18 protein-coding genes are annotated in these 20,838 nt (G+C 50.0%); 11 read left to right on the top strand and 7 right to left on the bottom strand.

What is annotated here, in order from left to right; translation table 11 throughout:
* Positions 1 to 13: 13 nt before the first annotated feature.
* The 7 genes from HZB62_03070 to HZB62_03040 all read right to left on the bottom strand — a co-directional run bounded on the left by HZB62_03070 (position 14) and on the right by HZB62_03040 (position 6,772).
* The gene (locus tag HZB62_03070) at positions 14 to 322 is read right to left on the bottom strand and encodes a hypothetical protein (protein MBI5074143.1); all 309 of its coding nucleotides are present in this window, start codon (positions 320 to 322) and stop codon (positions 14 to 16) included.
* Positions 323 to 334: 12 nt separating this feature from the next.
* On the bottom strand, positions 335 to 2,968 hold the full coding sequence (alaS, locus tag HZB62_03065; GenBank protein MBI5074142.1) for an alanine--tRNA ligase: 2,634 nt from the start codon (positions 2,966 to 2,968) through the stop codon (positions 335 to 337).
* Entirely contained in the window at positions 2,968 to 3,444 is a 477-nt protein-coding gene (locus HZB62_03060; protein MBI5074141.1) for a RecX family transcriptional regulator, read from the bottom strand. Before HZB62_03060 ends, alaS begins: the two co-directional genes overlap by 1 nt.
* Positions 3,425 to 4,573, bottom strand: coding sequence for a type IV pilus twitching motility protein PilT (locus tag HZB62_03055; protein ID MBI5074140.1), 1,149 nt, complete (start codon positions 4,571 to 4,573; stop codon positions 3,425 to 3,427). Before HZB62_03055 ends, HZB62_03060 begins: the two co-directional genes overlap by 20 nt.
* Before the next feature lie 13 nt (positions 4,574 to 4,586).
* Entirely contained in the window at positions 4,587 to 5,606 is a 1,020-nt protein-coding gene (gene recA / locus HZB62_03050; protein ID MBI5074139.1) for a recombinase RecA, read from the bottom strand.
* A complete protein-coding gene (gene thpR / locus HZB62_03045; GenBank protein MBI5074138.1) occupies positions 5,575 to 6,177 on the bottom strand; it encodes an RNA 2',3'-cyclic phosphodiesterase in 603 nt (200 codons plus the stop codon). Before thpR ends, recA begins: the two co-directional genes overlap by 32 nt.
* 121 nt (positions 6,178 to 6,298) lie before the next feature.
* Positions 6,299 to 6,772, bottom strand: a complete 474-nt coding sequence (locus HZB62_03040) for a phosphatidylglycerophosphatase A (GenBank protein ID MBI5074137.1) — start codon at positions 6,770 to 6,772, stop codon at positions 6,299 to 6,301.
* A 63-nt stretch (positions 6,773 to 6,835) separates the two neighbouring features.
* Between HZB62_03040 and HZB62_03035 the strand changes: the two genes are divergently transcribed.
* From HZB62_03035 to acs, 11 genes are all read left to right on the top strand, one after another.
* Positions 6,836 to 7,078 (top strand): hypothetical protein, encoded by a 243-nt coding sequence (locus HZB62_03035; protein ID MBI5074136.1) that lies wholly within the window; start codon positions 6,836 to 6,838, stop codon positions 7,076 to 7,078.
* Between the two features lie 29 nt (positions 7,079 to 7,107).
* Positions 7,108 to 7,293, top strand: a complete 186-nt coding sequence (locus HZB62_03030; protein MBI5074135.1) for a hypothetical protein — start codon at positions 7,108 to 7,110, stop codon at positions 7,291 to 7,293.
* A complete protein-coding gene (locus HZB62_03025) occupies positions 7,286 to 10,234 on the top strand; it encodes a PAS domain-containing protein (protein ID MBI5074134.1) in 2,949 nt (982 codons plus the stop codon). Before HZB62_03030 ends, HZB62_03025 begins: the two co-directional genes overlap by 8 nt.
* 30 nt (positions 10,235 to 10,264) lie before the next feature.
* Entirely contained in the window at positions 10,265 to 11,503 is a 1,239-nt protein-coding gene (locus HZB62_03020) for a sodium:proton antiporter (GenBank protein ID MBI5074133.1), read from the top strand.
* Positions 11,504 to 11,518: 15 nt separating this feature from the next.
* Positions 11,519 to 12,865, top strand: a complete 1,347-nt coding sequence (locus HZB62_03015; protein MBI5074132.1) for a sigma-54-dependent Fis family transcriptional regulator — start codon at positions 11,519 to 11,521, stop codon at positions 12,863 to 12,865.
* Positions 12,866 to 13,235: 370 nt separating this feature from the next.
* Positions 13,236 to 15,149 carry a cyclic nucleotide-binding/CBS domain-containing protein gene (locus HZB62_03010; protein ID MBI5074131.1) on the top strand — a complete coding sequence of 638 codons (1,914 nt, stop codon included), beginning with the start codon at positions 13,236 to 13,238 and terminating at the stop codon, positions 15,147 to 15,149.
* The gene (locus tag HZB62_03005; protein ID MBI5074130.1) at positions 15,149 to 15,817 is read left to right on the top strand and encodes a 3'-5' exonuclease; all 669 of its coding nucleotides are present in this window, start codon (positions 15,149 to 15,151) and stop codon (positions 15,815 to 15,817) included. The genes HZB62_03010 and HZB62_03005 overlap by 1 nt, the downstream gene beginning before the upstream one ends.
* A 90-nt stretch (positions 15,818 to 15,907) precedes the next feature.
* A complete protein-coding gene (locus tag HZB62_03000; GenBank protein MBI5074129.1) occupies positions 15,908 to 16,189 on the top strand; it encodes a DUF4212 domain-containing protein in 282 nt (93 codons plus the stop codon).
* Position 16,190: 1 nt separating this feature from the next.
* Positions 16,191 to 18,212, top strand: a complete 2,022-nt coding sequence (locus HZB62_02995; GenBank protein MBI5074128.1) for a cation acetate symporter — start codon at positions 16,191 to 16,193, stop codon at positions 18,210 to 18,212.
* A gap of 58 nt (positions 18,213 to 18,270) precedes the next feature.
* Positions 18,271 to 18,594, top strand: coding sequence for a YggT family protein (locus HZB62_02990; protein ID MBI5074127.1), 324 nt, complete (start codon positions 18,271 to 18,273; stop codon positions 18,592 to 18,594).
* Positions 18,595 to 18,720: 126 nt separating this feature from the next.
* Positions 18,721 to 20,697, top strand: coding sequence for an acetate--CoA ligase (gene acs / locus HZB62_02985; GenBank protein ID MBI5074126.1), 1,977 nt, complete (start codon positions 18,721 to 18,723; stop codon positions 20,695 to 20,697).
* The last annotated feature ends 141 nt before the right edge of the window (positions 20,698 to 20,838 follow it).

Genomic DNA, 20,838 nt, shown 5'->3' with positions numbered 1-20,838 from the left:
AAACCCTAACAGATCAATCCTTATGTTCCTCGAGCTTCTTTACCCTCTCCGTGAGCGCTGCGATCTGCTCATTCATTCTGTCAATATCTTCCTTTGACGGAAGCTTCATCTTATCGACCGTTTTCTTCAGGAGGTCATTCAGACTATTGGTTATGTCCTCAGTGTTCTTTTCGGCCTTGTCTGTCCATTCTTTGACCAGTTTTGCGCCCTGAGACTCGCTCAGCTCACCCTTTTTGACAACTTCATCAACGAACTCCTTAACTTTTTCCTGGACCCCAAACCCCAGGAGCATCGCATTTCTGATGATCTCGAAAATAGCCATAAAGCCTCCTTGTTATGTTCTTTTAAGAATATCGTATAATGATTCGAGCGCTTTGTCCAGCAGGACAACTTCTTTGGTCCCGCCCTGCGCCGTGTCAGGTTTCCCGCCGCCTTTACCGCCCGCAGCAGCAGCGATCTCTTTGAGAATAGCACCGGCGCTGAATTTCCCGGTAAGGTCGCCCGTTACCATGGCCACCATCGATGCCTGTCCGTCCCTGACCGATGCCAGCACCAGGATGCCGGAGCCGAGCCCATCCCTCACATTGTCAGCCAGGATACGGAGGTCTTTGGCATCCAGCCCGTCCACCCTGTATGCAACAGCCTTTACGCCATTGATCTCCCTGACTGCCTTCACAATATCTCCCGACTGTTCGGCTGCACTCCTGCCTTTCAGCGATTCAAGCTCCTTTTCGAGAGCCTTCATCTCGCCCAGAAGCTTTGAGATCCTGTCAGCAGGTTTCTCGGAAACTTTCAGGGTCTCACAAACACTCCTGAGCTCTGTCTCTTCGTCCCGGAAGAATGCGACTGCTGTTTTACCGGTCACGGCCTCAATTCGCCGTATGCCAGCTGCAACGCTGGCTTCGGAGATGATCTTGAAGAGCCCGATATCGCCGGTGGCATGTGCATGCGTGCCGCCGCAGAGCTCTGAACTTACCTCAGGCACCGAGATGACCCGAACCAGATCGCCATATTTTTCGCCGAAGAGCGCGGTAACACCGGCCTCCATAGCCTTCTTTGTCTCCATGGTCTTTATGTCGAGCGGGATGTTTCTGAGAATGCTCTCGTTCACCTCATCCTCGATAGCTTCGATCGTCCGCGCATCAAGAGACTGGAAATGCGTGAAGTCAAAGCGGAGCCTTTCGTCAGATACAAATGATCCTGCCTGCTTCACATGCTCTCCTGCGATATTCCTGAGGGAAGCGTGAAGCAGGTGAGTTGCCGTGTGGTTTCTCATGATCGACAAACGCTTCTGTTTTTCAACTGCGCCCATGACCTTCATGCCGGTCCTGAGCGTGCCCTCGACAACCTTTATTCTGTGCAGATGCATACCTTCAACGGGCTTCCTTGTGTCAAGAACAAGCACGCGGACATTGTCAGCAGTCAACTGTCCCTTGTCGCCGATCTGCCCTCCGGACTCGGCATAGAATGCTGTCCTGTCAAGGAGGGCTTCTCCCTCAATCCCTGCAGGCAGTTCATCCACTGATCTGCCGTCCCGGATAAGGGCCAGCACCTCTCCTTCTGCGTCGAAGGAATCGTAACCCGCAAACTCTGTAGCTTTGTGTTTTTGGAGAAGCTCTTTGTAAACGGACGCTGATGCTGACGTCTCCTCGCCAACCCATGAGGCGCGGGCTTTTGTCTTCTGCTGCTCCATCTCCCGGTGAAATCCCGGCTCATCAATAGGCAGGTCATGCTCAGATGCAACATCACGCGCAATATCGAGCGGAAATCCATAGGTATCATAAAGTCTGAAGAGTTCGGCTCCGGGAATACTGCTCAGGCCGCTCTTTCTGGTCTGTCTGATCACATCGTTCAGTATAAGCAGACCCTGTTCCAGGGTCTTCATAAAGCGTTCCTCTTCAAGCCTGAGCATCTTCTGCACCCGGGTCTTTTCCTCGTTGAGCTCGGGATAGACACTGCTCATGGTCTCTGCCACGGCATCGGAGATCTGATAGAGCACCGGCTCGCTGATATCAAGACTCTTCGCATAACGCGAAGCGCGTCTGATGATCCGTCTCAGTACATAGCCCCGGCCTTCATTTGAGGGTACGCAACCCTCGGAAAGGAGGAACGTAATGGACCGGATATGATCTGCAATGACCCGGATGGCAATATCGGTAAGCCTGTCGGTATTGTAGGTTTTGCCCGAGCGGGCGCAGATGTCAGCAATGATGGGGGAAAAAAGGTCTGTATCAAAATTATTGTATTTGCCCTGCAGCACGGCCGAAAGCCTCTCAAGACCCATGCCAGTGTCAATGCTCGGCTTGGGAAGGGGATTGAGTGTTCCGTCCTGCTGTCTGTCGAACTGCATGAAGACGAGGTTCCAGATCTCGAGGAAGCGGTCGCAGTCGCAGCCAACAGCGCAGTCCGGCCTCCTGCATCCGATATGCTCACCCTGGTCGATAAGGATCTCCGAGCAGGGGCCGCAGGGGCCGGTGTCGCCCATCTGCCAAAAATTATCTTTTGCACCGAGGCGGACGATCCTCTTTGCCGGGATACCGGTGTGATCCTTCCAGAGCTGCTCGGCTTCATCATCCTCCTCATATACTGTTGCCCAAAGCCTGTCCTTCGGCAGCTTATACTGTTCAGTCAGCAGTTCCCAGGCGAAGAGTATAGCGTCTTTCTTGAAGTAATCGCCAAAAGAAAAGTTGCCCAACATCTCAAAGAAGGTATGATGCCGGGCAGTGTGTCCGACGTTCTCCAGGTCGTTATGCTTGCCGCCGGCACGCATGCATTTCTGGCTTGTTGCAGCGCGGCGGTAAGGTCTCTTCTCCTCGCCCTGGAAAACTCCCTTGAACTGCACCATGCCTGCATTCGTGAACAGAAGGGTTGCGTCGTTGCCAGGGACAACAGACGAACTCCTCACGATCTCATGGCCCTTCGACCTGAAATATTCAAGAAAAATATTTCTTATCTCACTACTGTTCATCATTCTTCCGTTTCCTCGTCTCTGGCGGTATTTTTCAGGGCCTTTCTGATCAGAGCCAACGAATAGCCCTTTCGCATCAGAGACCCCATGAGGCTTTGTGTTCTTTTCGGTTCAGGATGTCTGCTAAAAATTCTCTGTTTCTTTTCTATGAGCGTCCTGATGTTCTGCAATTCATCATCTTCGCGATATTCAAGGACCTCGTCTATGATCTCCTTTGGGAGACCTCTCAACTGCATGAACCGCCGCGCTCCCTCAAATCCGAGAAGCTTATTGGCCATGGCCTGGCGTTTCAGGTTCTCTGCAAGAGCCCTGTCGTCAAGGAAGCCGGCATCCAGAAGATAGGCAACTGCAGTCTCTATCTCCTCTGACTGATATCCCTTCTTCCTGAGCCGTTGCCGCAGTTCTTTTTCGCTTCTTCCCCGGTATCTGAGCAGAAGCAGGGCATATCTGCGCGCATTACCTGCCGAAACGGTCAATCTTCATCTCATCCTTACCCATCTGCTGCTGCTGATCCTCAAGTGATGCGTCGCTTGTTGACTGAATGCCCTTTACCTTGAGTGCAAAGTCATCAGGATTTGTGGCTCTTCTCAGTGCCTCCTCATAGGATATCAGTCCTGATTTAAAGAGGTTGAAGAGCGACTGATCAAAGGTCTGCATGCCATAATGGATTGCGCCCTGGGCAATTACATCATTAATAGCTTTTGTCTTGTCAGCATCAAGGATGCAGTCTTTGATGGTTGCCGTGGCAATAAGCACCTCAACCGCAGGAACTCTGCCCTTGCCGTCTGATTTGGGGACAAGCCTCATCGAAATGATGCCCTTGAGCACTGATGCAAGCTGTATTCTCACCTGTTTGTGCTGATAGGGCGGGAATACCGAGATAATGCGGTTCACTGTTTCGGCCGCATCGCTCGTATGGAGCGTGCTGAGCACAAGATGTCCTGTTTCAGCAGCGGTCAATGCTGTCTGGATCGTTTCAAAATCACGCATTTCTCCGACAAGAATGACGTCAGGGTCCTGTCTCATTGCGGCCCGCATGGCCTTGCTGAAAGATTCGGTGTCACTGCCGATCTCTCTCTGATTGACAATGGACCGCTTGTCCCGGTGCAGGTATTCGATCGGGTCTTCTATGGTCATGATATGATCGGTCTTGTTTGTATTGATATGATCGATCATGGCAGCAAGGGTTGTTGACTTGCCGCTTCCCGTTGTCCCGGTAACGAGGATAAGTCCTCTCGACTCCATGGCGATCTTCTTGATGACGTCCGGAAGCAGGAGTTCCTCGGTCGTCGGTATTCTCATCGGAATGACCCTGAAAACAAGGCCGACCGTACCCCTCTGGATGAAGATGTTGCATCTGAAGCGGCCAAGACCGGGAACGCTGTACGCGAGATCAATGTCATTGCGTTTCTTGAATATCTCCCGCTGTCCCGGGCTCATGACGGCAAAGGCCATTTTGAGCGTATCTTCCTGGCTCAGGCGCTTCTCGGATGAAAGAGGGGCAAGCTCTCCGTTGATCCTGAGGATGGGATGCGTGCCCACCTTAAGATGAAGGTCCGATGCTCCCTGCCCATGTGCTTCCTTTAGTAACTCATTGACATCCATCTGTCATCTCCTGTTATTTCTTAAGGTGGATCGCCTCGATGATCTTTGCTTCGATCTCCTTGGCCATTTCAGGATTGTTCTTGAGAAATTCCTTTGAATTTTCTCTCCCCTGTCCTATCCTGTTGCCTGAGTAGCTGTACCATGCCCCGGCCTTCTCGATGATGTTCCTTTCAACGCCAAGGTCAACGATCTCGCCCATGCGCGAAACACCTTCGTTGAAGTAGATATCGAATTCGGCCTGCCGGAAGGGCGGGGCCATTTTGTTTTTGACGATCTTGACCCTTACCCGTCCGCCGATGATCTCCTGATTATCCTTCAGATTCTCGATCTTCCTGATATCGAGTCTCATGGATGCGTAGAACTTGAGCGCGTTTCCGCCGGTTGTTGTCTCCGGACTGCCGAACATGACACCGATCTTCATCCTGATCTGGTTGATGAAGACAACGGTCGTGTTAGATTTTGATATCGAAGCGGTAAGCTTCCGCAGTGCCTGGCTCATAAGCCGCGCCTGAAGGCCGGGAAGGGAATCCCCCATATCGCCCTCGATCTCTGCCTTGGGAACGAGCGCAGCAACTGAATCTACCACAATAATATCAAGGGCTCCGCTCCGCACGAGCGCTTCAGTAACTTCGAGTGCCTGCTCACCGGTATCAGGCTGGGAAACAAGGAGATCATCAACCTGCACGCCGATCTTCTTTGCATACGCGACATCCAGTGCATGCTCTGCATCAACGAATGCAGCAGAACCGCCTGCAGCCTGAGCCTGAGCGATTGCGTTCAGGGCGAGCGTTGTCTTGCCTGATGATTCAGGTCCGTAGATCTCGACGACCCTTCCCTTTGGCAGGCCGCCGATGCCGGTCGCTATATCAAGACCGAGCGAACCGGTAGGGATAGACTGTATCCCCTCCGGGACCACAACTTCACCAAGCCGCATGATAGATCCTTTGCCAAAATTCTTTTCGATCTGTGAAATGGCCATCTCAAGGGCCTTCAGCCTCTCTTTATTCGGTTCTTTGTTCGAATCCTTCGACATTGTTCCTCCCTGCACCCATTGGTATCTCAGCAATGCTCGTGTGCTCTGCGCCTGCTGGTTTAAGATCACTTTTCATGATATGAATACTTTTTACTTCAACTGCACCGAGATCAGTTCCCCTGTGTTCGGCGAAGCTCCTGAGCATTTCACCAATGCCCCTGAGAGACCTTACCCTACCGATCGTCAGATGAGGAGAAAAAGGTCTCTCCTCCGGTGCAAAACCAAGCTGTGCGAATTCAGCATCCATATCTTTCCTGATGCTGTTCAGCACAGCAGAATGTTCGATACCGACCCAGAACACTCTTGGACGCTTCTCCGATGGGAAGCATCCGACCCCGCCTATTTTAATATAAAAGGCATTGTAATGTGAGAGTTTTTTGCTAAGGCGCTCTGTTATCTCCGGGATCATTGCAGAGTCAGTGTTGCCAAGGAACTTGAGGGTAAGATGAATTCTCTCCGCCTGTACCCAGGCGACATCGGCACCGGTCTTTCTGAGCCCGGCGATCAGGTCGGCCAATGACCTCCTTATGCGATCAGGCAGGTTAACCGCAACAAAGCATCGAATGGTCATAATAATAAATTCATAGGTAAGCTGGCACCTTTCAAATAAAAAATCTCCCCTCAGCTGAAATCATAACTCCCCCATCCCCCTCTTATCTTAAGAGGGGGTGCCGAAGGCGGGGGCGTTGCCGTCAAATAAGTCTTACCCATATCTGCAAGACCGCATTTGCATATATTCCGGCAAGAATGTCATCTGCCATAACTCCCGTGCCGTTCTTTAAAGTTCTTTCTACCTTACGGATCATAAGTGGCTTGAATATATCAAAAAACCTGAACAATAAGAATGCTGCCAGAAGCAGTGCTGAAGTCTGCGGAAGAAAAAACATGGATACATAGAAACCGATAAACTCATCAATAATGATCTTTCCGCTATCTTTCTGTTCAAACTGTTTTTCAGCAGCTGTTGCAGATATCGAACCGATGACAGAGCCCATAATGATCAACAGGAAGTGCCATGGAAGGGACAGGGGAAAGGACCAAAGGCATATCAGTCCGGCCAGGCTGCCGAATGTTCCTGGTGCAAAAGGTATATACCCGATCGGACCAAGGGTAGCAATATGCTTTAACAGTGCCTGCATAACCGTGCGTATTGTAACACTATACATATTTGCAAATCTTGGTTAAAGTAATAACTGAACGATACTCAAATATAAGGAGAAATGGAATTTATGAGATGGTTATGCCTCATGCTCATATTTCCGGCCGTTGCATTCGCCGGCGAGGACTGCTCTCTGGTGGGCGGCACCTGCAGGGACGTCTGCGCTGCTCATGAGGAGATTGAGAAAGGTGCGTTCCTTGACTGTTCAGACAAACAGGAATGCTGTGTAAAGAAAGAAGCCAACGCGGGACAGGATAAAAAGATCCCCGTTGAAACCAAAGACCGTGAGCAGAGATCCAGGACCGGGAAGTAACGAAGCATGAAAGGCCCGGCTATCTTCTGATGAAAAAAAAGGAATTCTGGGTCTTTCTCTTTTTTCTTGGGGTCCTGCTTTTCAATTGGCCTTTCCTTGATATCTTCAGCCTGGTCTTGCCCTACTATTTATTCGGTGTCTGGAGCCTTTTCATCCTCGTGGTATCCATTGTTGCAACCCTGAGGGAAACAAAGGGCAGGGATACGGATGTTTAAAGGCTGGATCGTCTTTGGTCTGATACTCGGGTACCTCTGTCTTCTCTTCGCGATCGCCTATTTTGCCGAGAGGCGTGAGCGGATAGGGAAGAGTATCGTGTCGAACCCCTATGTGTATTCACTCTCTCTTGCGGTGTATTGCACATCCTGGACATTTTACGGCAGCGTGGGAAAGGCAGCTACGTCAGGTTTTTCTTTCCTGACCATCTATCTCGGTCCGACGCTGATGGCAGCGTTATGGATGGTTTTCCTGAAAAAGATCATTCGCATAGCAAAGGAAAACAGGATCACCACGATTGCGGACTTCATCGGCTCGCGTTACGGCAATTCGCTCTTTCTCTCTGCATTCGTTACCCTTGTGGCGGTCGTCGGCATTACGCCCTATCTCGGACTGCAGATCAAGGCCATCATCAATACTCTCACGATTCTTTCGGGCCAGACAAAGGGCATTGCTGCTGCCGGGTGGTATATAACTTTTCTCCTCGGCATCTTTGCGATCATCTTTGGCGCCCGCAGGCTTGATGCATCAGAGCGCCATGAAGGGCTGATCTTTGCGATAGCCTTCGAGTCCATCATAAAGCTTATCGCATTTCTGGTTGTAGGATTCTATGTCACCTATTTTCTCTTTGAAGGGATAGGGGACATCTTTGAAAGGATAAAAGGATCGGCATACGGAGATCTCCTCTATCTGGGAGGAGGCACCCAGGTAAGTTATATGGAATGGGCCTCGCTCCTTTTTCTGTCTATGACCGCCATTATGTTCCTGCCCCGGCAGTTTCATGTCGCTGTTGTGGAGAACTCTGACATGCGGCATCTGTCAAAGGCCATGTGGCTCTTCCCGCTCTATCTCCTTATTATCAATATATTTGTGATGCCGGTTGCTTTTGGCGGTCTCCTGCTTGGCGGAAGTCAGGCTGATGCCGATATGTTCATGCTGACCATACCGATGGGCCAGGGAAACTCCATGATAGCGCTCCTGACGTTTATCGGCGGCTTTTCTGCTGCGACCGGCATGATCATTGTCGAATCACTGGCGCTAAGCACGATGGTGATGAACAGTCTCGTGATGCCGGCAATCTTCCGTTTTAACGCGATGACGGGTTTTCCCCGGGTCATTCTGAATCTCAAGCGGATCGTAATCCTTGCCTGTGTTTTTTTGGGCTATATCTTTGCCGTTTCGATCGGAGAGTTCTATTCACTCGTTGATATAGGGCTGAAATCGTTTGAGGCTATGACGATATTCGCGCCATCGATTATTATGGGTCTGTACTGGAAGCGTGGGAACAGGATCGGCGCCCTTGCAGGGATCACCGCGGGTTTTATCGTCTGGTTCTACACGCTGCTTGTGCCGGCATTGCTCAAGGCCGGCATTATCGGGGATCAGGGGTTCTTCTCTATGGTATTCAATTCAACGATCCTGAACCCCCATGCCCTCTTCGGATTAAAGGGACTTGACCGGTGGAGCCATTCGCTCTTCTGGGGACTTTTTTTTAATCTTTTCTTCTATGTAAGTCTCTCTATTCTCACAAGGCAGTCTCCTGAGGAAGAGCGTCAGGCATTGATATTTGTCGAGTCCTATGCTCCGCAGGCCCTGCCGGGCCGGGCCGACTATTCATTGCAGGAGATCGAGGCAGTGCTTGAACAGTATTTAGGCCGGCGCGACGCAGCAGAGATTGTGGATGGTTTCCTTTTCAGAAATCAGGTGCAGCGTGAAAATCTGTCCCCTCTCGATCTCGGCAGGCTCCGTGATGAGGCTATGCGTATTCTGTCTGGCTCCCTCGGTTCTGCCATTGCAACGATCATCCTGGAGGACAAACTCCTTATCACAGAAAAAGAGAGAGGAGATCTTTCCCGTTCCATCAAAGAGATGACAGCCACGCTGAGGCTCTCGCGGCAGGAACTCCAGGAAGCCAACCGGAGCCTGGCTTACCTCAAAGAGTTCAGTGAAAATATCATCGAAAGCGCTCCTGCCGGCATTGTGACGATCGACGCGGCAAAGCGGGTGACCTACTGGAACAAAGAGATGGAAGCGATCACCGGCATCGGAAGGGCTGACGCGGCTAATAGAAGGATCACCACGCTGCTGCCCTGGATAAGTGTCAATACCTTTGAAAAGAGCGAGAAGCGGGAGGTTACTCTCCACACTCCTTCTCAGCAGTACTTCAAGATCGATATCAATCCTTTTACCGACCCTTCCGGAGGATTTGTTGTCATCTTTGAGGATATTACGGACAAGCGGAAGATGGAGGAGCAGCTCCTGCAGGCATTAAAGCTCGCCAGCATCGGTAAACTGACTGCCGGTATTTCCCATGAGATCGGCAATCCCCTCGCTTCGATATCGTCTCTGGTGCAGGAACTGCGATCCATTCCGGCAGAATCCCACAGCGAAGCAGCGTTCTTCAGCGACAGCCTCTCTACCATCAACAACCATATCGAACGGATAGCCAGGATCGTAAGAAGCCTCGGCGATTTTGCCCGTATCTCTACCAAGGAAAAAGTGCTCTGCAGCATCAGCGAGATCCTCGACAGGACGCTGAATCTTGTGCGTTATGATAACCGTTTCAGAGGCATAGAACTTTCCCTGGAGATCGGAGCAGCGCCGGCCATAAAGGTCAATCCTGACCAGATACAGCAGGTGTTGATGAATCTCATCATTAATGCCCTTGATGCAATGCCGGAAGGCGGCAGCCTCTGGATCGGGATGAATACAGAGGGGAAAAATATTGTTATTGTTATCCGGGATTCTGGGTATGGTATTGATGAGATGGTGATGGAAAAGATCTTTGATCCCTTCTTTTCGACAAAACCGCTCGGCAGGGGGACCGGACTTGGTCTCAGTATCTGCTATGGTATAATCAGGGAGCACAACGGAACGATAAACGTAAAAAGCAAAAAAGGTGAGGGCACGACCTTCACCATCTCGCTCCCTTTAGAACCATAATACAGATAAATCATTGCAAGGAGGGTAACGATGGAGTCTGCTGCGACAATTGAGGTAGCAAAAGCGACGCTTCTGTCAATCGGTATTATTCTTGCCGTAGGTGCGTTCTGCGCTTTTTTGGCACAAAAGATCAGGGTGCCGGATATTGTTGTTTTTCTGGTGGTCGGCATAGTCCTTGGCCCTGAAATGACCAATGCAATAGACATTAAGGCCGATTCAGTGCTGAATCAGATCATTCTGATCTTCGGCTCCTGTTACATCCTCTTTGACGGAGGTGCCTCGCTCAGGCTCAAGGTACTGAAAGAGGTCTGGATCACTATCGTTGTCATCGCGACCGTTGGCGTCGTTATTACCGGCGGTATAACCGCGGTGGCAGCGTATTATGCGTTTGGTGTGCCAATCATGGTTGCACTTCTTCTCGGCGCAACCATAGCCTCAACAGATCCTGCCACGCTCGTCCCGATCTTCAAGCAGGTCAGGATAAAAGACCGCGTAGCGCAGACCGTTATGTCAGAGTCTGCCTTTAATGACGCGATGGGAGCGATCATAACCTTTGCCGTACTGGCGGTAGCGATGGGGACCTCCGAATTCTCGATCCAGAGATCCCTGATCTCGCTCGTAAAGGAGTCTGTCCTCGGCATACTGACCGGGGGCGTGCTCGGTTATGCTGCAGCCTGGCTGATCGCCCATGAGAAATATGCATTTCTTGAAGAGTATGCGCCGGTCGTTACCCTGATGGCGGTCATCGGTTCCTATCTTGGGGCCGACGGGCTTCATGCAAGCGGTTTTATGGCTGTGTTTGTCTTTGGTATTGTTCTTGGGAACAAGGACGCCTTTGGTTTCAGAATAGAAGAGGGCGAGGACGAAAAACTGGAGGAGTACATCCTGACAACTGCATTCATTATGAGAATGTTCATCTTTATTCTTCTGGGGACCCAGGTTAACTTCAGCCTTATGAACAAGTATCTGGCCGGCGGGGCAATAGTAATTGCCGTATTCATGCTGATTGCAAGACCGGTAACCGTCTTTCTCTGCGCCATTCCTGACAGAAGGGCAAAATGGTCCCTGAATGAGATGCTCTTCATGTGCTGGACGCGCGAGACAGGTGTTATACCTGCCGCACTCGCAGGCATGCTGGTCGGCATGAAGGCTCCGGGTGCCGAAATGATAGCTTCAGTGACCTTCATCGCCATTATGATGACTATCCTGATACAGGCCTCAACGACCAAGCTTCTTGCAAAAAAACTTGGTCTTCTGGTCCAGCCCTGAGCCGGGTGATCAATAATGGCTGAGCGGCTTCTGCTTGTTGAGGATGAGGAAACGCTCAGAGAGTCCCTCAAGCGTGTTTTTATCCGGGAGGGTTATGATGTTGAGGCAGCAGCCGATGCTGAGACAGCCCTTGTATTTCTTCAGGAGCGATCCTATGATCTTATTATTACCGACATCATTCTGCCCGGCATCGACGGCATCGAACTGCTGAAGCGCTGCAGGGAGCAGAACCCCGAGCAGTTGATCATCGTCATGACCGCCTTTGCCTCTCTTGAAACGGCGGTTGAAGCCTTACGGGGCGGTGCATATGATTACATTATAAAGCCGATCATCCATGAAGAGATAAAGCGTATTGCAAAAAATGCTCTGCGGGAGCGGTCTCTCAGGGCTGAAAATGCGATCCTTAAGAAGCAGATCGGGGACCGGTATGATTTCGAGCATATTATCGGGCAGAGCAGGGCTGTCCTGTCTCTGATCGAAGAGGTCAAGAAGATCGCTGATTCAAAGAGCAATGTGCTTTTGTTGGGTGATACCGGAACCGGCAAGGAGCTGTTCGCCCGGTCGATCCATTACAGCAGTTCGCGGAAGGACAAGCAGTTTATCCCGATCAACTGCAGTGCCATTCCTGATAACCTTCTCGAGTCTGAACTGTTCGGATATATGAAGGGCGCATTTACCGGCGCTGTATCGAACAAACGCGGGCTCTTTGAAGAGGCTGACGGCGGCACGGTCTTTCTGGATGAGATCGGTGACCTTAGCCATCAACTCCAGGCAAAGCTGCTCAGGGTGATCGATGACCGGGAGATCAGGCCTCTAGGCAGCGTGCAGAGCAAAAGAGTGGATATCAGACTCATTACGGCAACGAACCGTGATCTGACAAAAAGCGTTGCTGACGGGTCGTTTCGGGAGGACCTTTTCTACAGGATCAATGTCATCAGGCTTGAACTCCCCCCGCTCAGGGAAAGAAAGGATGATATTATTGTCCTTGCCGATCATTTTTTGCGGAAATATGCTGATGAGATAGGCAAAGAGGTGCGCAGGATCGACAATGCGGCTGCAAAGATACTCCTTGATTACCATTGGCCCGGAAATGTCCGGGAACTGCAGAATATCATCGAAAGGGCTGTTCTGATCACAGACGGACCGGCTCTTCTTGCCGAGCACCTGCCTGAAAGTCTGAAAATGGGCAATCTTTTTCCTGCGATCGCCCTCGATAAGGCCCTCTCGATCGAAGACTACACAAAGGAGTTTATAACCGTGTATCAGAACAGGTTCAATGAGCAGGAGCTCTCTACTATGCTCGGCATAACCAGAAAATCTCTCTGGGAGAAAAGAAAGCGCTGGAATATAGCGCGCAAGTAGCAGGTCATCGTTTCTGTCTGGCTCCCCTTCTTCTGAATTTATTATTACCTATTCATCTAAAATCAGCATTATCAACGAGTCAATTCAGCATTATGAATAGCAAGTAAATTAGCATCCTAACTATTTAGTAATAATGATAAATTTGGGAATGTTACCGTTATGCATGCATGTTGTTACATATTGTAATTTAACTATGCCAGTCTAACTAATTGAATTAATAGGAGAATTAATAAAATTTAATAAATAGATACAATAAGTTACAATTTGACCTGTAATTTGCTCGTCATGATATCCAGCTTTTGCAAATTATCATTTAAAATCAATAGCATAAATGGCAACAAAATTGTCAGGCATATAAGTTGCACAGTTTTTGGCAGTGATACAGGAAGAGATAATAGAGTTTCTCGGTAAGGTGCCTCCTTTTCAATTTCTTGATGGGGCCGCGCTGAAGAGTATTGCGCAAAATGTTTCTATGGACTATTACCCAAAGGGTATGGTTATCATGAAGCAGAATGAGCCTGCCAGTGAGCACCTCAGAATTATCAAGAAGGGCGGGGTTAAGGTCTTTATAACCTCTGAGGATGGCGACGAGGTTGTGATCGATTATCGGGGCGAGGGCGATACCTTCGGCTTTCTCTCGCTCATCGGCAAGGACAAGGTCAGGGCAAACATTGTGGCCGTTGACGATACGATCTGCTATCTGCTTGATAAGGACAACGCCCAAAAGATCATGAACAGCCAGCCGGTATTTACGGAATATTTTCTCAAATCCCACCTCACTAAATATATAGACAGAACATACAGCGAGATGCATAACAAGAGCATGATGTATGGCGGCTCCGACCGCATCCTCTTCACATCCCAGGTCGGCGACATAGCCATCAGGGACGTTGTATCGGTAAAAGAGGATGCCACCATTCAGGAAGCTGCCCTGATCATGTGCCAGAACAAGGTGAGCTCTCTGGTTATTTACGATGAGAACGATTTCCCCAGAGGGGTAGTTACGGACCGTGATCTGAGGGAAAAGGTCGTTGCAAAGAACAGGTCTGTTGCAGATCAGGTAAAGAATATCATGAGTCTGCCTCTCATACGGGTCGATGCCACTGACTACTGTTTTGAGGCAGTCCTGAAGATGATCAAATACAATATCCATCATGTCCTGGTCGTCAGGGACGGCGTGCTCAAGGGAGTTATCACGAACCACGATCTCATGCTCCTTCAGGGCACCTCACCCCTCTCTTTTGCAAAGGACATCGAAAACCAGCATACGCTTGAAGGTCTTGAACCGCTTGCGACCAAACTGAACAAGATCATCGGCCTGCTCCTGAAAGAGGGAGCAAAGGCGAGCAATATCACCAAGATCATCAGCGAGCTGAACGACAGGCTGGTGAAGAAGGTCCTTGAGATAGCAGAGAAGAAGTTTGGTGCACCGCCGGTCTCATACTGCTGGGTTGCCTACGGAAGCGAGGGAAGGAAAGAGCAGACCTTCAAGACTGACCAGGACAATGCGATCATCTATGCTGACCCGAAGACGCCTGAACAGGAAGAGGCTGCAAAGAAATACTTTGCCGAATTTGCGGTCTTTGTCCGTGACGGACTCATAAAGTCCGGTTTTCCACCCTGCGAAGCGAATTACATGGCTTCCAATCCTCAGTGGTGTCAGCCGATCAGCGTATGGAAAAAATATTTTCTGGGCTGGATACAGCATCCGAATCCTGAGGCGCTGCTCCGTTCCGTGATATTTTTTGACTTCAGGGGACTGTACGGCAACCTCAGTCTTGCCGGAGAACTGCGGGAATATCTCATACGAAATCTTAAGGATCAGAATATTTTCTTCGCACGGATCGCCAGTCTTATACTGAAAAACAGGCCCCCTCTCGGCTTTTTCAGGTCTTTTACGGTCAACAAGGAAGGTGAACATAAGGACCAGCTGAATCTCAAGCTGAGCGGCATAGGGCCTTTGGTTGATCTCATTCGTCTGTTCGCCCTTGAGTCCGGCATTCATGAAACCTCAAGCATGGAGCGTCTTCATGCCATGAAAGAGTCACATCCCATTGCGATCGAACTGGGCGACGAGATAGAGCAGGCATTTGAATTCATCAATCTGCTGAGGATCCATCATCAGCTTGATCAGATGGAGAGAAAGGTGCCGCTGGACAACTTTATCAACCCGACGAAACTTTCGAATCTTGAGAAGAAGTCGCTGAAGGAATCCTTTCAGCTCATTCTCAGGATACAGGACGGCATAGCAGAGATTTACCGTGCAGGCATGGTGGGCGGCTGATGTTCAGTTTATTCAGGAAATCCAGCGGAGGTCTTCTTGCCGCATCCGGGATTGACATGTCCATGCCCCTGGATTCTGCTCCCTATGTGGTGATGGATACGGAACTGACCGGTCTGGACTTCCGTAAAGATTCTATTGTCTCTGTCGGGGCCTTGAGGATGACCGGCACCAGGATAGAACTGGGCAGGTCCTTCTATGAAGTAGTAAGGCCCAGCACCGAGCTCACCTCAAAAAGCATAGTGATCCATGAGATCACCCACTCTGAGACCGAACAGAAGCCAGGGATCGAGGGGATCATGGAGAGTTTTCTCAGGTTTTGCGAGGGAGCTGTGATCGTGGGCCATTTCATCTCTCTCGATCTGAGGTTTCTGGCAAAGGAGATGAAACGGATCGGGTACGGTTCCCTCAAGAACCCTGCTGTAGATACCTGCGTTCTTCATGAATGGATGAGCCAGAACAGGGGTGATCTCAGCAGTAAGTATTTTAACGATGCAGAGAGCAAGGACCTTTTTGCTCTTGCAAAGAAGTTCCAGGTTCCGGTACACGGTGCGCATAATGCGCTTATGGACGCATATGTTACTGCACAGCTTTTTCAGCGCTTTATCAACATGCTCATAACGCTTGGAGTCAGGACGCTCAGAGATCTTCTGAGGATCGGGAAACCTTAACAGTAAAGAGAAGGAGGTGGTGCAAGGGAAGGGTTTTAGGGATGTGCTTAGGGGAGAGTAAAACATTACGAAATTACAGAAGGAGGAACAATGGCAAAGGAATTAGCAGGATTAGACAAACAGAAGCTAAAAGATTACTGGAGTTACAACGTAAAACTTACCAGCATAACGATGATCATTTGGTTTGTGGTGACGTACGTAGCGATCTTCTTTGCACCTGAGCTGGACAAGATCGTGATTTTCGGTTTCCCGTTTGGGTACTACATGGGTGCTCAGGGTTCGCTGATCGTCTTCGTTATTCTTATCTTTAACTACTCGAATAAGATGAATAAAGCGGACGTAGACTACGGAGTACAAGAGGAGGAAGAATAAGATGGTCGGAGGAAAAGGATTTCTCGACAATTTAGCTAAAATTTATGCGATCTATACCGGCGGATTCATCATCTTCGTTATAGGTCTGGCTATTGCAGAACAGATGGGACTGTCGAACAAGGCGATCGGTTACACCTTTATGGGTCTGACCATTGCGCTGTATGCCTTTATCGGCATATCTTCAAGGACTGCCAAGGTCTCTGAGTATTATGTTGCAGGACGTTCTGTGCCTCCTCTCTTTAACGGCATGGCGACCGGTTCGGACTGGATGTCTGCTGCTTCATTCATCGGTATGGCAGGCACGATCTTCGGCCTCGGATATGACGGTCTTGCATACATCATGGGCTGGACAGGCGGGTACGTTCTGCTTGCTGTCTTCCTTGGACCGTACCTCAGAAAGTTCGGCCAGTACACGATCCCTGACTTTCTTGGCGCGCGGTTTGGCGGTCATGCTGCCCGGTCGATCGGTATTGTTGCAGCAATTACTGCTTCCTTTACCTATCTGATCGCACAGGTTACGGGCGTCGGTATCATCATGGGCCGGTTCCTCGGTCTTGATTTTGCAACTGGCGTATTCGTCGGTCTGGGCGGTATCCTGGTCTGCTCCATGCTCGGCGGTATGAAGGCAGTCACCTGGACCCAGGTTGCCCAGTACATCATTCTGATCATCGCGTATCTGATCCCTCCTATTACCATGTCGCAGAAGGTTACCGGCATTCCTATCCCTGAGATCATGTATGGACAGGTTCTCCAGAAGATCGATGCAAAGGAGAAGGTTATTAATGCAGATCAGAAGGAGAAGGATGTTCGTGCTCTCTGGAAGGCTGACTCAGAAAAGATAGCTGCCGATATCAAGGGACTGCCTGCATCTCTCGGCGCAAAGAAGGCAGATCTTGAGGCAAAGCTCGCAGCTCTCCCGCCTGAGGCAACTCCTGCTGACAAGGAGAAGATCTCAAAGGCCATAGCAGGACTCCCCAAGACTCCTGAAGAGGCAAAAGAAAAGTGGGAAGCAGCAAAGAAGAAGGCAGATACCCAGGCCAAGGAGATCAAGCCTTATCTTCAGCCGTTTGCAAGGCTTGATATGAAGAACATGCTGGCCCTTACCTTCTGCCTCATGGTCGGAACAGCAGGACTTCCGCATATCCTGATGAGGTACTATACGACCCCGTCTGTTCAGGATGCGCGTAAATCGGTCGGCTGGTCTCTTTTCTTTATATTTCTGCTCTATTTTACAGCCCCGTCTGTTGCAGCCTTTGCAAGGAACGAGGTCTTAAACAGCGTCGTTGGACTACCAATTGCCAGTCTGCCTGCCTGGATGGCAAACTGGGGCAAGGTCGGTCTGGTATCGTTCAAGGATATCAATGGAGACGGCATCCTCCAGTTCTATGAGTTGACGATCGGTGCTGACGCCATCGTGCTTGCAATGCCTGAGATAGCAGGTCTTCCCTACACCATCTCAGGCCTGGTCGCAGCCGGCGGTCTTGCTGCAGCGCTTTCGACTGCTGACGGTCTGCTTCTGACCATCTCGAATGCACTGTCACATGACCTGTATTACAAAATAATTAATCCTAAGGCATCCATCAATATGAGATTGGCAGTATCGCGGACCCTGCTCGTTATCGTTGCCTTGATCTCTGCTTATGTTGCAACCTTCAAGCTGACGATCATTGTTGAGCTCGTTGCCTGGGCCTTCTCTATTGCTGCTGCTTCGTTCTTCCCTGCGCTTGTTATGGGCATCTGGGACAAGAGATCGAACAAGTGGGGCTGTCTCGCAGGTATGTACATCGGCTTCTTCTCCTGCGTCAGCTACATGATCGCAAGCCGTTTCTACGGTTTTGACATCTGGGGCATTAAGACCATTTCTTCTGGCCTCTTCGGTATCCCGATGGGCTTCATTGCTACCTTTGTAGTTTCGAGGATGACTGCTCCTCCTTCACAGGAACTGCAGGATTTTGTTGAGTCCGTCCGTATTCCGAGGGGCGCAGCAAAAGAACATGAAGAAGGAATGACCACAGGTCACTAAGAAAAGGAAGGCTCAAAAGTCAGCCCCCCTGTAACAGGGGGGCTGATGCCTATAAAAAATGGAAATACTAAAACAGATATATTATTACTTTGACTACACACTGCAGTTCTTCATGTGGCTGGTGATCGGCAGGGTTGCGGCTCAGCTGGTCATTCGGAACCCGAACAATGTGATTCGCACCATGTTCATACGCTTCACTGAGCCTTTGTACAACGCCGTAAAGAAGATATTCCCCTTTTCCCGCGTTTCAGAAGAAAAAAAACAGACCACGTGGGGAGTACTTGACGGTTTGGTCCCCATAATATTGATCCTCGGTATCTATGTTATCCTTCGTCCGCTGATACGGATCATCGTCAGTGTTATCATCGTGAACTACAAATAATCATGCCCATTACTTATGCTTATAAGCAATTATATATTGCTTATACCTATTGTTTATATTATACTTATTTGCCGTTATAGCACTGTATTCTGCAGTAAACCATATTCATAAAGGAGGAGTTATTGTATGTCAGATGCTAAGCAGATGGATGTTTTAATGGATGAGAAGAGGACCTTCCCTCCATCAAAGGAATTCAGCGCCAAGGCGCATGTGAAGAGCATGGCAGAGTATGACACACTCTACAAGCGCTCTGTAGAAGACCCTGAGGGCTTCTGGGCCGACATGGCAGCGCAGAACCTCACCTGGTTCAAGAAATGGGATAAGGTGCTTGACTACGATTTCCATAAACCGTATATCAAATGGTTCTCAGGCGGCAAGCTTAACGCAAGCTATAATTGTCTTGACCGGTTCATAAACACTCCGACCCGGAACAAGGCAGCTATCATATGGGAGGCTGACGACGGCTCATACAAGACCTATACGTATCAGCAGCTCTTCATGGAAGTTAACCGGTTTGCCAATGTGCTCAAGAAGCAGGGGATCAAAAAGGGCGACCGTGTGACCATCTATCTTCCGATGATCCCTGAACTTGCTATCTCGATGCTGGCATGCGCAAGGATCGGGGCCATTCACAGCATTGTATTCGGCGGCTTCAGCGCAACAGCGCTCCGTGATCGTATTCAGGACTGTCAGTCATCACTCGTTATCACCTCTGACAAAGGAGTGCGCGGCGGTAAATTCGTACCGCTCAAGACGAACAATGACGGAGCTGTTGAAGAATGCCCGACCGTGCAGAAGGTAATCGTTGTAAAACGCGGCGACGGTGAAGTGGCGATGAAGCCCGGCAGGGATATCTGGTGGCATGATGAAATGGCCTCTGCAGATATCAAGAACTACTGCGAGCCCGAGCAGATGGATGCAGAAGATCCGCTCTTTATTCTCTATACGTCAGGTTCGACCGGAAAACCGAAGGGCGTACTCCATACCACCGGCGGATACTGTCTTTACACGAACCTTACGTTCCGTTACATCTTCGATTATCATGAGGAGGATATCCACTTCTGCACTGCTGACATCGGATGGGTTACCGGCCATAGCTATATCGTGTATGGCCCTCTTTCCAATGGTGCGACCAGCCTTATGTTCGAAGGTGTTCCCACGTATCCCAACCCCGGCAGGTTCTGGAGCCTTGTCGAAAAGCATCGGGTAAATATTTTCTATACCGCACCTACTGCCATCAGGGCGCTTATGAGAGAAGGTGAGCAGTGGGTCTCAAGCCACGACCTTTCATCACTCAGAGTTCTGGGCTCTGTGGGAGAACCGATCAATCCCGAGGCATGGATGTGGTATCACAGGAATGTCGGCAAGGAAAAACTGCCTATTGTCGATACCTGGTGGCAGACAGAGACGGGCGGCATACTGATCACCCCGCTTCCAGGCGCCATGACCCTGAAACCGGGCTCTGCCTGCAGGCCATTTTTCGGTGTCGTCCCCAGAGTTCTTAAGGATGACGGCAGTCCTGCAGGAGCCAATGAAGGCGGAAAGCTTGTTATTGAAAAGCCCTGGCCAGGTATGCTGCGCGGAACCTATGGAGATCCTGAGAATAAGAGGATCAAGGAAGTCTATTTTTCGCAGTACGCCGGGAAATACTTTACCGGTGACGGCGCCAGGGTGGACGAAGACGGCGACTACTGGCTGATGGGCCGTATTGACGATGTCATCAACATTTCTGGCCACCGTCTCGGCACAGCAGAAGTTGAATCAGCGCTGGTGAGCCATGAGGCAGTTGCAGAGGCTGCGGTTGTCGGTTATCCCCATGATATTAAGGGTGAGGGCATCTATGTGTATGTAACCCTCAAGCAGGGCGTTGAACCGACTGATGCCCTCAAAAAGATCCTTGTGGGTCATGTCCGTACAATGATCGGCCCTATTGCCACGCCGGACAAGCTCCAGTTTGCTCCGGGCCTGCCAAAGACACGGTCAGGCAAGATCATGAGAAGGATACTTCGCAAGATCGCCCATAATCAGGTTGACGAGCTTGGAGATACCTCAACGCTTGCCGATCCTTCGGTTGTGGAGAATCTGGTCAAGGAAAGGCTGTAGATCGTGAGAGACAGGAGGGGATGAGTAGTTCCTCTCCCTGTCTCCTGCTCTTTGCTGTAGTTTGTATCCTGGCGTTTCAATGACATGACTTGCCAGAGTCAAAAAGGATTTCTTATAATAGAAGCACTTATATCATTTTAA

The organism is Nitrospirota bacterium, from assembly GCA_016214855.1.
In the GTDB taxonomy this organism is placed as follows: Bacteria; Nitrospirota; Thermodesulfovibrionia; order Thermodesulfovibrionales; family UBA6898; genus UBA6898.
This window is presented reverse-complemented; position numbering and strand designations above follow the sequence as displayed.

Bases quoted from the DNA above. Each gene is read 5' to 3' on its own strand.
- HZB62_03070 (MBI5074143.1), bottom strand. From the start codon at position 322: ATGGCTATTTTCGAGATCATCAGAAATGCGATGCTCCTGGGGTTTGGG.
- alaS (MBI5074142.1), bottom strand. From the start codon at position 2,968: ATGAACAGTAGTGAGATAAGAAATATTTTTCTTGAATATTTCAGGTCG.
- HZB62_03055 (MBI5074140.1), bottom strand. From the start codon at position 4,573: ATGGATGTCAATGAGTTACTAAAGGAAGCACATGGGCAGGGAGCATCG.
- recA (MBI5074139.1), bottom strand. From the start codon at position 5,606: ATGTCGAAGGATTCGAACAAAGAACCGAATAAAGAGAGGCTGAAGGCC.
- thpR (MBI5074138.1), bottom strand. From the start codon at position 6,177: ATGACCATTCGATGCTTTGTTGCGGTTAACCTGCCTGATCGCATAAGG.
- HZB62_03040 (MBI5074137.1), bottom strand. From the start codon at position 6,772: ATGTATAGTGTTACAATACGCACGGTTATGCAGGCACTGTTAAAGCAT.
- HZB62_03035 (MBI5074136.1), top strand. From the start codon at position 6,836: ATGAGATGGTTATGCCTCATGCTCATATTTCCGGCCGTTGCATTCGCC.
- HZB62_03030 (MBI5074135.1), top strand. From the start codon at position 7,108: ATGAAAAAAAAGGAATTCTGGGTCTTTCTCTTTTTTCTTGGGGTCCTG.
- HZB62_03025 (MBI5074134.1), top strand. From the start codon at position 7,286: ATGTTTAAAGGCTGGATCGTCTTTGGTCTGATACTCGGGTACCTCTGT.
- HZB62_03020 (MBI5074133.1), top strand. From the start codon at position 10,265: ATGGAGTCTGCTGCGACAATTGAGGTAGCAAAAGCGACGCTTCTGTCA.
- HZB62_03015 (MBI5074132.1), top strand. From the start codon at position 11,519: ATGGCTGAGCGGCTTCTGCTTGTTGAGGATGAGGAAACGCTCAGAGAG.
- HZB62_03005 (MBI5074130.1), top strand. From the start codon at position 15,149: ATGTTCAGTTTATTCAGGAAATCCAGCGGAGGTCTTCTTGCCGCATCC.
- HZB62_03000 (MBI5074129.1), top strand. From the start codon at position 15,908: ATGGCAAAGGAATTAGCAGGATTAGACAAACAGAAGCTAAAAGATTAC.
- HZB62_02995 (MBI5074128.1), top strand. From the start codon at position 16,191: ATGGTCGGAGGAAAAGGATTTCTCGACAATTTAGCTAAAATTTATGCG.
- HZB62_02990 (MBI5074127.1), top strand. From the start codon at position 18,271: ATGGAAATACTAAAACAGATATATTATTACTTTGACTACACACTGCAG.
- acs (MBI5074126.1), top strand. From the start codon at position 18,721: ATGTCAGATGCTAAGCAGATGGATGTTTTAATGGATGAGAAGAGGACC.